Annotated in this window: 7 protein-coding genes; 5 read left to right on the forward strand and 2 right to left on the reverse strand. The window is 59.1% G+C overall.

What is annotated here, in order from left to right; genetic code table 11:
• Nucleotides 1-196 precede the first annotated feature (196 nt).
• On the forward strand, nt 197-1,771 hold the full coding sequence (gene nadB, locus M3P88_RS15680) for an L-aspartate oxidase (protein WP_249616932.1): 1,575 nt from the start codon (nt 197-199) through the stop codon (nt 1,769-1,771).
• Between the two features lie 12 nt (nt 1,772-1,783).
• Here nadB and M3P88_RS15685 read toward each other — a convergent pair whose 3' ends face one another.
• Nucleotides 1,784-4,081 (reverse strand): PAS domain-containing sensor histidine kinase, encoded by a 2,298-nt coding sequence (locus M3P88_RS15685; RefSeq protein ID WP_249616933.1) that lies wholly within the window; start codon nt 4,079-4,081, stop codon nt 1,784-1,786.
• 128 nt (nt 4,082-4,209) lie between these two features.
• Here M3P88_RS15685 and M3P88_RS15690 point away from each other — a divergent pair, with 128 nt between their 5' ends.
• From M3P88_RS15690 to M3P88_RS15705, 4 genes are all read left to right on the forward strand, one after another.
• Nucleotides 4,210-5,208, forward strand: a complete 999-nt coding sequence (locus tag M3P88_RS15690) for a TRAP transporter substrate-binding protein (RefSeq protein ID WP_249616934.1) — start codon at nt 4,210-4,212, stop codon at nt 5,206-5,208.
• 60 nt (nt 5,209-5,268) lie between these two features.
• The gene (locus tag M3P88_RS15695) at nt 5,269-5,883 is read left to right on the forward strand and encodes a TRAP transporter small permease (protein WP_249616935.1); all 615 of its coding nucleotides are present in this window, start codon (nt 5,269-5,271) and stop codon (nt 5,881-5,883) included.
• Nucleotides 5,880-7,163, forward strand: a complete 1,284-nt coding sequence (locus M3P88_RS15700; RefSeq protein WP_249616936.1) for a TRAP transporter large permease — start codon at nt 5,880-5,882, stop codon at nt 7,161-7,163. Before M3P88_RS15695 ends, M3P88_RS15700 begins: the two co-directional genes overlap by 4 nt.
• A 153-nt stretch (nt 7,164-7,316) precedes the next feature.
• On the forward strand, nt 7,317-9,593 hold the full coding sequence (locus tag M3P88_RS15705) for an NADP-dependent malic enzyme (protein ID WP_249616937.1): 2,277 nt from the start codon (nt 7,317-7,319) through the stop codon (nt 9,591-9,593).
• 226 nt (nt 9,594-9,819) lie between these two features.
• Here the strand turns inward: M3P88_RS15705 and M3P88_RS15985 are convergent.
• Nucleotides 9,820-12,260, reverse strand: a 2,441-nt coding sequence (locus M3P88_RS15985; RefSeq protein WP_283773252.1) for a type I secretion C-terminal target domain-containing protein, incomplete at its 5' end; no start/stop codon positions are given.

Here is a 12,260-nt window from a genome sequence, read left to right on the forward strand (position 1 = left end):
GCCGCTTGTTTCGTTTGCGTCGTCAGCTGAGGAGGCGAAATATACGCACCTTGCACTGATGCGTCAACACCTTTTGCAAGATATTCCTGACTTATTGCAAACAACCCGTTACATATACCAAGCAACTGCTTTTTGGCATCAAAAATTCTGATACGCTAGCTTTTATCGGCGAAATCATCGCTTGTGGACATCTATCATGCTCAAGTTTGACGTACTCATTATCGGCAGCGGCTTAGCCGGCATGACTTTAGCGCTACATCTGGCCGAACAGCGCCGGGTGTGCGTCATCACTAAACGGGATCTGCTGGAAGGCAGCTCAAGCTATGCCCAGGGCGGCATTGCGGCGGTGCTGGATACGGGCGACTCGGTCGAACACCATATTGCCGATACCCTGGTCGCGGGTGCCGGCCTGTGCAATGAAGCCTCCAGCCGTTTTATTGTCGAGCACTCGAAAGAGGCCATCGATTGGCTGATCGAACTGGGCGTGCCCTTTACCCGCGACGAAGCCCACCAGACCGGCTACCACCTGACGCGCGAAGGCGGTCATAGCCATCGGCGCATTATCCACGCAGCCGATGCCACCGGCGCCGCCGTGACCAGCACGCTGGGGCAAAAGCTGCGCGCCCACCCCAATATCACGCTGCTGGAAGAACATATTGCCGTCGACCTGATTACCTCCGCCAAACTGGGGCAGGAAGGCAAACGCTGTTTTGGTGCTTATGTGCTGGATAAGGCCAGCGATCGCATTATCACCATCGCGGCCCAGCACACCATTATTGCGTCGGGCGGAACCGGCAAGGTCTATCTCTATACCACCAACCCGGACACCGCCACCGGCGACGGCATCGCCATGGGCTGGCGCGCCGGCTGCCGCGTGGGCAATATGGAGTTCATCCAGTTCCACCCGACCTGCCTCTATCACCCGCACAGCAAGTCTTTCCTGATTTCGGAAGCCGTACGCGGCGAAGGCGGCATTCTCAAATTGCCGGACGGCACCCGCTTTATGCCCGAGCATGATCCGCGCGCCGAACTGGCACCGCGCGACATCGTGGCGCGTGCCATCGACTTTGAAATGAAAAAGCATGGCCTCGACTGCGTGTATCTGGATATTTCCTACAAGCCGGCAGCCTTTGTGCGCGAGCACTTCCCCAATATCTACGCCCATTGCCTCGCGCTGGGCATCGATATTACCCAGCAGGCGATTCCGGTGGTACCGGCCGCGCACTATACCTGCGGCGGCCTGGTCACCGACCTGAATGGCCAAACCGATGTAGAAGGGCTGTTTGCCGTAGGCGAAGCCGCCTGTACCGGCTTGCACGGCGCTAACCGTCTGGCCAGCAATTCCTTGCTGGAATGCATGGTAATAGGCAAAGCAGCGTCGGCGCTGATCCTGACCCGGCCCGAACAGGCACTACCCGAAATTCCGGACTGGGACGACAGCCAGGTGACCGATCCGGACGAAGAGGTGGTGATCTCGCACAACTGGGATGAACTCAGGCGCGCCATGTGGGACTACGTCGGCATTGTGCGGACCAATAAACGCCTGAAGCGTGCGCTGCACCGCATCGAGCTATTGAAGCTGGAAGTCGACGAGTACTACAGCCACTTCCATGTCGGTAATGACCTGATTGAACTGCGCAATCTGCTGCTGTGTGCCGAGCTGATCGTACGTTCGGCCATGGCGCGCAAGGAAAGCCGCGGCCTGCACTACAGCCGCGACTATCCGGACACCTTAAGCGAAGCGCACGAAACCATCCTGGCGCCGGATTAAGCCCTGCCCTGCTTAGGCCTGAAACGCCCTGCCCGATGTCGCGTCCGGCAGGGCATGCTTTTCTCCTGAGAGCGGCAGGGTGAACCAGAAGACACAACCGCCGGCCAGTGTTCGGGTCACACCAAACTCGCCGCGGTGAAATTCGATAATCGAACGGCAGATATTCAAACCAATACCCATGCCGTCTGCCTTGCTGCTGTAAAACGGCGTGAACAGATTGGCGTAAGCCGCTTCGGACAGGCCCGGACCATTATCCTGTACCTCGACCCGCCAACTGGACACTCCACTTTCGGCACGCACATCCACCCGCGGACGCGAAACACCGGCCTCGACTTGCGCTTCGATGGCATTTTTGACCAGATTGAGCATCACCTGTTCGATCAGCACCGGATCAAGCTGCAGGGCACACGGCCGACCCAGCTGTGTTAACCGCAATGGCACCAGATGCTTGTCGGCCAAGGGCTGCGCCAGACTCAGTGCATGCGGCATCAAGACCCGCGGATCCACTTCCTGCAATTGCGGCGTATGCCTTTTCACAAAGGCACGAATGCTGCCGACAATCTGCCCGGCGCGCTGCGCCTGATCGGCCAGTGCCTGCAAGGCCGGAGTGACACCATCGGGCAAGGACTCGACTCCAGCCAGACGCCGCTTCAACCCGGAAGCGTAAGTATTAATGGCGGTCAGTGGCTGCCCCAGTTCATGCGCCAGACTGGAGGCCATCTCCCCCATCGCCACCAGCCGGGTGGTCGTCTGGAAACGAACCTCCAGCGCCCGCTCGCGCTCGTCGCGCAAGCGGGCTTCGGTCACATCGCGCAAACGCGTCAACCACGCCTGTTCGCCATCACTCCATTCGATCCGGCTGTGTTGCAGCTCGAAATAATGCCCAGAGGCATCCGGGCCATACTCAATCAGCTGCCCTTCACTGCCCGCCAGCAAGGGCAAGCCCGGCAAGAGCACGCAATAACTGCCCTCGCCCGCCAGCGGCCACAAGCGGGTAAACGCCGGATTACTATAAAGCAGGGTCAAGTCCTGCCCTGCCGACACACACAACCCGGTTTCCAGGCCATTTAACACCGCAAGAAAACGTTCGCGCGATGCCACCATGGCCAGGCGCTGGCGTTTCAGCTCGGTGATATCGTACATCGATGCAATCCAGCCGCGCTGCCCGCCACCGCCATCGCCCAGCGGCGTAACATACACCCGCACCTCGACCACGTTGCCTTGCGGCGTTTGCAACTGCAATTCCAGTCCATGCTCGGGCCAGCCGTCACTTCCGAAGTCCTTGAGCATGGCCAACAGATCAACCGGTGCCTCCCCGCCCCAAAACGGATAGGGCGGCATCATGCCCGGCAACTGCTCCGGCACGAATGCCGTCATGCGGCAAAACGCGCGGTTAACGTAGACAATACGGCCGCCCGGATCAAAGACCAGCAAGCCGTTCTTCATCCCGTCCTCCATCGCCTGACGCAGCGAAATCTCGCTGGACAACACCCGCTCGGCCTGCACGCGCTCGCCGGTATAGCGCCGGATACGCCAGAACGCGCCAGCCAAAGCCAGCGCCAACAAAATGATGACCCCCATCAGCACCGGTAGCGTCACCCCCAGGCTCTGGCGATACGACACGGCCCGCAGGCTGAGGCCGAAGCCGGGCGGATCGAAACTGAGCTGGTGGCTAAGCGTGCCTTGCGGTTCGTACTGCGAAAATTTGCTGGCAATCAGCTTGCCGCCCACATCCACCAGGCTGATGTGATAGCGCTCGGCCATCCACCACGGCACCTGCGATTGCAGCAAACGGTCGAACTGATAAACCAGCCGCAAAAACTGGTTTGGCTTGCCCGGCAAGGCAACGGCCAGATCAAAACGGTAACGCCCATCCTGCCCCAGATACGGCTCGCCATAGGCGGCATGCCCCAGCCGCGCGGCGCGCCATAAAGCATCCATTTCTGGCGCCACCCGCTCCTTATCTGTCAGCTTCGCAGCGGCAACCAGACCAAGCTCGACCACATCGGGGTGTTCGCGCAGGAATAAGGCACGCGCATTGGCAAGGTGAACGGCGCCACGCTCGACACCGGCCAGAGAGCTCGCCATGTTCTGTGCCCAATACCGCTCGCCATCCAGCGACACCCGGATCGACTGCTCCAGCCACAACACGTCCTGAATCAGGGTATCGCGCTGCTCATCCTGCCAATCGCGATACAGCAAATAGGAAATACTGCCTATGCACAGCAATAAGGCAATAAAAGCCGCGCCGGTAAACGACAACAACAAGCGCACCGAGCGCGGTTTAAGCACTGACAGTAAGGATTTCATGACATATGAGGGTATTCCCTATTGCGGAATTCCCCAATAGATATAAAAGGCAGAGGTTTCTACTTTACACCCTAATGACAGTCCGGGAACAAGGGCTGCATGAACAATCACAAACACTGGAGAAACCGATGAAACTCAAACTGACCGCCCTGGCCATCGCCGCCACCTTTGCCGCAGGCTCCGCTTTCGCCGCTGGCGAAATCGTTATCAAATTCAGCCACGTCGTGGCCAAGGACACCCCTAAGGGCAAAGCCGCCGAATACTTCAAAAAAGTGGCCGAAGAGCGCACCAAGGGCAAGGTCAAGGTTGATATTTATCCAAACAGCCAGCTGTACAAAGACAAGGAAGAACTGGAAGCCTTGCAGCTGGGCGCGGTGCAGATGCTGGCACCTAGCCTGGCCAAATTCGGCCCGCTGGGCGTGAAAGAATACGAAGTGTTCGATCTGCCTTACATCTTCGACAACTACGACGAGCTGCACAAAGTCACCCAAGGCCCGATCGGCCAGCAGCTGCTGGGCAAACTGGATAGCAAGGGTATCAAGGGCCTGGCCTTCTGGGACAATGGTTTCAAACACCTGTCGGCCAATAAGCCGATCAAACAGCCCGCCGATATCAAGGGCCTGAAGATGCGCATCCAGTCGTCCAAGGTGCTGGATGAGGAAATGCGCGCACTGGGCGCGATGCCGCAAGTCATGGCCTTCTCCGAGGTGTATCAGGCACTGCAGACCGGCGTGGTCGACGGCACCGAGAACCCGCCATCCAATATGTACACCCAGAAAATGCACGAAGTGCAAAAAAACCTGACCACCACCGCCCACGGCTATCTGGGCTACGCGGTGATCGTTAACAAGAAATTCTGGGATGGCCTGCCGGCTGATGTACGCAGCCAGCTGGAAGGCGCGATGCGCGACAGCACGATCTACGCCAACAAGATCGCCAAGCAGGAAAACGAAGACGACCTCAAGAAAATCGCAGCCTCGGGCAAGACCACCGTCTACAACCCGACTCAGGCTGAGCGCGCCGCCTTCCGCAAGGCCTTGGCACCCGTACACGCCAAGATGGCCGACCGCATCGGTCCTGATTTGCTGAAATCGGTACAGACCGCGACCGGCTTCAAGGCCAACTGATCGTTCCTCCCCAGGCGCTGCCTTTACCGGGCAGCGCCTTTCTTGTTATGGAGAGTCCCCATGCTCAGATTCCTCGACCATCTCGAGGAGTGGCTGATCGCCTTTTTAATGGGCGCTGCCACCTTGATTACCTTTGCCGCCGTCGCCCACCGCTACGGTTCCGGCATCAACCTGCTCTACCCCTATCTCGCCCATATCAATATGGCATGGGCGCAAGAGCTGACGATTTACCTGTTCGTGTGGATGGCTAAATTCGGTGCAGCTTACGGCGTGCGCACCGGCATCCACGTTGGTGTCGATGTGCTGATCAACAAGCTGGGGGATAAAAACCGCAGCCGCTTTATCGTGCTGGGCCTGCTGGCCGGCGCGCTGTTTACCGCCATCGTCGGCACGCTGGGCGCGACCTTTGTCTGGGAAATCGCCCATACCGACCAGACTTCGGCCGATCTGGAAGTCCCGATGTGGCTGGTTTACCTTGCCGTGCCCTGCGGCTCCTATCTGATGAGCTTCCGCTTCTTGCAAGTCACCTGGAACTTCATCCGCACCGGCGAGCTGCCCAAGCATGACCACAGCCACGTTGAAGGCATGGATGACGTGGCAGAAGACAGCAACTGGTTCGCCATGGACGACAACCTGCACCCGCACGATATCAAGCACAAGGATGACAACAAATGAGCGCGCTGATCATCTTCGGACTATTGATTGTCCTGATGCTTACCGGCATGCCGATTTCGATCTCGCTCGGTCTGACGGTACTCACTTTCCTGTTCACCATGACCGAGGTGCCCATCGAAGCGGTGGCACTGAAACTGTTCACCGGCATCGAGAAGTTCGAGATCATGGCGATCCCGTTCTTTATTCTGGCCGGTAACTTCCTCACCCATGGCGGGGTGGCGCGACGCATGATCAACTTCGCCACCAGCATGGTCGGCCACTGGCACGGTGGCCTTGGCCTTGCCGGCGTAATGGCTTGCGCACTGTTTGCTGCCGTATCCGGCTCCAGCCCGGCCACCGTGGTCGCCATCGGCTCCATCTTGCTGCCGGCTATGGTCAAACAGGGCTTTCCCGACCGCTTCGGTGCCGGCGTGATCACCACCTCGGGTGCGCTGGGCATTCTGATTCCGCCCTCCATCGTGATGGTGATGTATTCGGTGGCAACCAACACCTCGGTCGGCCAACTGTTTATGGCCGGCGTGATCCCGGGCATTATGCTGGCCAGCCTGCTCGGTTTCACCACCTGGTACCGCGCGCGTAAATTCGGCTACCCGCGTCTACCCAAGGCGAATGCGGTACAGCGCCTGAAAGCATTCCGTGAATCGATGTGGGGCCTGTTCCTGATCGTGGTGGTGATCGGCGGCATCTATAGCGGCATTTTCACCCCGACCGAGGCGGCCGCCATGAGTGCGGTATACGCCTTTATCGTGGCCGTGTTCGTGTACAAAGACATGAGCCTGAAGCAGGTGCCCAAAGTGCTGCTCGACTCGGCCTCGATGTCGGCCATGCTGCTCTATATCATCACCAACGCGGTATTGTTTTCCTTCCTGATGACCAGCGAGGGCATTCCGCAGGCGATGGCCTCGTGGCTGATCGACATGGGTCTGGGCCCGATCGCCTTCCTGCTGGTGGTCAACGTCTTGCTGCTGCTGGCGGGCAATGTGATGGAGCCGTCGTCCATCGTGCTGATTCTGGCCCCCATTCTGTTCCCGGTGGCCATGGCACTGGGTATCGACCCGGTACACTTCGGCATCCTGATTGTGGTCAATATGGAAGTGGGCATGTGCCACCCGCCAGTTGGCCTTAATCTGTACGTCGCCTCGGGCATTACCAAGATGGGCATCACCGAGCTGACCATCGCGGTATGGCCATGGTTGCTGACCATGCTGGCCTTCCTGCTGTTGGTTACCTATGTGCCGGCCATCTCGCTATGGCTGCCACGCACTCTGGGCATGATGTAAAACACGCCCAGATTGACCAGCAAAGCGACGGTTTGGTGCCGTCGCTTTTTTTGTCCGACAGCCAGCATAGCCGTTCACGCTTCTAAGCCTATATAATGGCCAACGAATGCTGTTAATCCAAACTGCTTAAAAAAGCACCTCAGGAGCCTTCCAATGGATGAGCAACTGCGCCAGAGCGCACTCGATTTCCACCAGTACCCGACCCCCGGCAAGATCCAGGTGTCTCCCACCAAAGCACTCGCTACCCAGCACGACCTCGGTCTGGCCTACTCGCCAGGCGTCGCCGCACCGTGCATGGCCATCGTGGATGACCCGCTGAATTCGTACAAATACACCGCACGCGGCAATCTGGTCGCCGTCATCTCCAACGGGACGGCGGTACTGGGGCTGGGCAATATCGGCGCACTGGCCGGCAAGCCGGTGATGGAAGGTAAAGGGGTGCTGTTCAAGAAGTTTGCCGGCATCGATGTATTCGATATCGAAGTGGACGAGCTCGACCCGGACAAGCTGGTCGACATCATCTGTTCGCTGGAACCGACTTTCGGCGGCATCAACCTGGAAGACATCAAGGCACCCGAGTGCTTCTACATCGAGAAGAAGTGCCGCGAGCGCATGGGCATTCCGGTATTCCACGATGACCAGCACGGCACCGCCATCGTCGCCGCCGCCGCCGTCCTCAACTCGCTGCGTCTGGTTGGCAAGGATATCGAAAAGGTGCGCGTGGTCGCCTCCGGTGCAGGCGCCGCCGCCATCGCCTGCCTCGACTTGCTGGTGGCACTGGGCGTCAAGCGTGAAAACGTCACCGTCTGCGACTCCAAAGGCGTGATTTACCACGGCCGCGACGACAAGATGGACGAAACCAAAAAGCGCTACGCCATTGCCGACAATGGCCAGCGCAAACTGGCCGAAGCCATGGTGGGCGCCGACATCTTTATGGGCCTGTCCGGCCCTAAGCTGGTCAGCCAGGAAATGGTCAAGAGCATGGCCGCGCACCCGGTGATTCTGGCCATGGCTAACCCGGAGCCGGAAATCATGCCGGACCTGGTCAAGGCCGTGCGTCCGGATGCCATTATCGGCACCGGCCGTTCCGACTTCCCCAACCAGGTCAACAACGTCCTGTGCTTCCCCTTCATCTTCCGTGGCGCGCTCGACGTCGGCGCGACCACCATCAACGAAGAGATGAAGCTGGCCTGCGTGCGCGCCATCGCGGACCTGGCGATGGCCGAGCAGAACGATGTGGTCGCCACCGCCTACGGCAACCAGGATCTGTCCTTCGGCCCCGAGTACGTGATTCCCAAGCCGTTCGATCCGCGCCTGATCGTCAAGATTGCCCCGGCCGTGGCACAGGCGGCGATGGATTCCGGTGTGGCTGCCCGTCCGATCACTGACATGGACGCCTATGTCGAACAGCTGACGCAGTTTGTCTACAAGACCAATTTGTTTATGAAGCCGGTGTTCAGCCAGGCCAAGGTCGAGCGCAAGCGCGTGGTGCTGGCCGAAGGTGAAGACGAGCGCGTGCTGCACGCCACCCAGGAAATCGTTTCGCAAAAGCTGGCCTTCCCGGTGCTGATTGGCCGCCCGAGCGTGATCGAGACCCGCATCAAGAAGCTCGGCCTCAAGCTGGAAATCGGCACCGACTTCGAACTGGTCAACAATGAAAACGACCCGCGCTTTGCCGACTACTGGAAAGACTACTACGCACTGATGAAGCGCCGTGGCGTCAGCCAAGAGCAGGCCAAGCGCCGCGTGATCGGCAACTCCACGCTGATCGGCGCGCTGATGGTCAAGCGCGGCGAAGCCGATGCGCTGATTTGCGGTACCTACGGTGCCTACAAGCAGCACTTCGGCATCGTCGAAGACATTCTCGGCTATGCGCGCGAAGACAAGGTCGCCGCCGCGATGAACGCGCTGATTCTGCCTAACGGCAACATCTTCATCGCCGACACCTACGTCAACGAGAACCCGGACGCAGAACAGCTCGCCGCCATCACCGAGATGGCCGCCGAGGCAGTCAAGCGCTTCGGCATCGCGCCCAAGGTCGCGCTCTTGTCCAACTCCAGCTTCGGCGCGCTGAACAACCCGGCCGCCAGCAAGATGCGCGACGCGCTGGCACTGGTGCAGGCGCGCCACCCCGCGCTGGAAATCGACGGCGAGATGCAGGGCGATGCCGCACTGGTCGAAGCAATCCGCAGTCAGGCCATGCCGGACAGCCCGCTCAAGGGCGCAGCCAACCTGTTGATCATGCCTAACGTCGAAGCCGCCAACATCAGCTACAACCTGCTGCGCGTGTCGGCTTCCGACGGCGTCACCATCGGCCCTATCCTGATGGGCATGGCCAAGCCGGTACACATCCTGACCCCGATCTCGTCGGTACGCCGCATCGTCAACATGGTGGCGCTCGCCGCCGTGGATGCACAAACCGCCAAGTAAGTTCAGGCAGGCCGCCGGCTGAGGCGGCATCAAACAAACGGGAGGCCAAGGCCTCCCGTTTTTTGCGTCCACTTTGCAACTGACCAACCCGCCACCATCCGCTCCTGCGACGACAACAGGCTGTCACCAACCGTAGGAGCCCGCACAGCGGGCGACTGCCAGATAGCGGACTTTAGCGCAGCAAGCGGCGGCCCCATCCCAACCGGGAACAGGGCCACTCTCCGGCTTAATCCACTTGCAGCTTGCCGTCGTTCAGCAGGTTCTGCAGGATGGCTGCATCGTTCCCCAGTGTGCTCAGATCCACACCCTGCAGTACGATCTGCTGCGTGACCTCACCTGCTGCACCCAGATGTTTAACATCAATCACCGTATCACTACCCGACTTGGTGAAGTGCAGATAATCGGTCAGGTTGCCGATGCCGGTAGTGTGGTTTTCCCCCTGCAGCAAATCGCGCAAGTCGAGTACATCCTTCTCACCGTTCTTGCCAAAGTCGGTCACCACATCACGCGCCAGCGCCCCAGCGACACCCTGATCCCCCAGCGTCCATTTGAAGGTATCAACGCCGATATCCCCACGCAGCACATCATTTCCGGCACCGCCGACCAATAGATCATCACCAGCGCCACCACGCAGGGCATCGTTGCCAGCACCACCGAACAATCTGTCGTTGCCGTCACCACCATACAGAATGTCGATACCGCCTTCACCGTGAATCAGGTCATTACCGACGCCACCGTGTGCAACATCCGCCCAGGTATTCAGCTTTGTGGTGTCGCTCGCGCTGGTATTCAGCGCAGAACTACTTAATTGCCCGTTACTTCCCACTAACGAGGCGGGGTCATCCGTGGCCATCAGCACCGTAGCCGCCAACTGCGCCGTGGTCGGTGCCGTTGCCGTACCCTTGAACCCGGATCCGGAGTCGCCAAGATATATAGTGTCGTTGCCGGAACCGGCCTCGACATAATCATTACCCGCCTTGGTATCGAATACCTGGTCGTTGCTGCCGCTAGTCTGGCTACGGTCTCCGCTATCCACCGTCTGGGCTGCACCCGCATCGGTGGTAACACTCGCCCCCCCCAGCGTCAGGGCAATACCCAGATCCGTTGCGGTAATCGTATCGTTGCCAAAGCTACCGGAAACAACGTTACTGGACGCAGCGACAAACTTGTCGGCCACCTGCAAAAGCAGATGCTGCGAAGTGCTGGCCGTAGACCCGTTTGCCTCGGTGCTGGTGGCTGTCACCAACAAGTCCAGCACCCCGCTCGCGATGTTTGCTGGCAACCTCAGCTCTGCGCTTGCCAGCTGCGCCGTCGTCAGGGAAACACTGCCGTCAGCATTCGCAGAGAGCTTGCTTGTGCCCACCCACACCTCGGCACCGGCCGGCAAGCCCGACAGTTTCAGGGTTAATATTTCCGAACCATCCGTATCGCGCAAACCGGTACTGATGTAGTTTTTCAGTGCCACATTGGTCGTACCACTGGCAGCCTTCACCACACCCGTGCTTTCTGTCAGACGCAAGTCATCCACCATCCCGCCACGACCTCCAGATGCATCGTTTGTCCCCGTCACGGCAATGCTCAGCTTGTGATCCTGGCCATCCCCCATAAACGAGAAACGCAACTCTTCCCACTTAAGCGCAGCTAGATTGCGGCCATCCGAACCATACGACTGGATCAGCACACCATCCAGATATACGCCGATCGAGGTAAAGCTGGCATCGTAGCCAACACGTGCGGCGTAATCGAATGACAACGTATACAAAGCCCCGTTTGTTGTCGAAACCGTGCGTTCTATACCCAGAGTCTGAACGTTGCCACCTGTAGCATCATTGAGCTCCAGCCAGGTCTTGCCGCCCCCGGTAGAAGCCTGTGCATTCGTCAGATAGCTATTGCCGTTATTATCCTTCGCTAGTCGATCTCCAACACTCCATAACTCAAGAGCGTTGTTATTACCATTCGTGCTACGTCCGTCCAAGCGACTATCCATCCGGGACCATCCCTCAAGAAGGGTGCCGGTGTACTCAAATGAAGTATCTTTATCATTCGTAGCTACACCGGTAGTGGTATCCACCGTATCCCACGAGTTGGTAAACAGCACCTTGTTGCCATTGCCCACCAATAGCATCGGCTGATCCGCCACGGCCACCACCGTCACTGTTGCCTTCGCAGGCGTCGCATCCACCAACCCGCCACTATCCTTGGCCGCAAAGTCGAACGTCGTCGAGCCACTCCAGTTAGCCGCAGGTTTGAAGTACACCGGCCCGCTCACAGTCTCACCCAGAGCAACGAGCTGCGTCCCGGCTGCATCCTTATACAGGAAGCCATTCGCCGGCAGACTGCCGATAACAAAGCTTGCCGGGGCCGCACCGTCCACATCACTACCGGATAGCGTCACCGCAATCAGGCTGTCCTCATTGCCACTGCCAGATGCTGCGAGAGTTTCCGGCGCGTCGTTGACCGGCGTCACCGTGATACCGACCGTGTCGCTATCCGACAACGGCGTGCCCGCGCTGTCTTTCGACAGCATCGTCAACGTGTCCGAACCATTGAAGTTGGCGTTACCCTTGTAGCTCAACGTCGCCAGTGCCGCATTGATCTGCGCCTGGGTACCGGACAGGGTCAGCGTGCCGCTGCCATTCGCACCGCCACTGATGGTAGCGCCACCCA

It is taken from the genome of Craterilacuibacter sp. RT1T (genome assembly GCF_023502145.1).
In the GTDB taxonomy this organism is placed as follows: domain Bacteria; phylum Pseudomonadota; class Gammaproteobacteria; order Burkholderiales; family Chromobacteriaceae; genus Craterilacuibacter.

What these genes read in the sequence shown, in the direction of transcription:
- nadB (WP_249616932.1), top strand. Translation starts at nt 197, where the DNA reads ATGCTCAAGTTTGACGTACTCATTATCGGCAGCGGCTTAGCCGGCATG.
- M3P88_RS15690 (WP_249616934.1), top strand. Translation starts at nt 4,210, where the DNA reads ATGAAACTCAAACTGACCGCCCTGGCCATCGCCGCCACCTTTGCCGCA.
- M3P88_RS15705 (WP_249616937.1), top strand. Translation starts at nt 7,317, where the DNA reads ATGGATGAGCAACTGCGCCAGAGCGCACTCGATTTCCACCAGTACCCG.
- M3P88_RS15685 (WP_249616933.1), bottom strand. Translation starts at nt 4,081, where the DNA reads ATGAAATCCTTACTGTCAGTGCTTAAACCGCGCTCGGTGCGCTTGTTG.
- M3P88_RS15695 (WP_249616935.1), top strand. Translation starts at nt 5,269, where the DNA reads ATGCTCAGATTCCTCGACCATCTCGAGGAGTGGCTGATCGCCTTTTTA.
- M3P88_RS15700 (WP_249616936.1), top strand. Translation starts at nt 5,880, where the DNA reads ATGAGCGCGCTGATCATCTTCGGACTATTGATTGTCCTGATGCTTACC.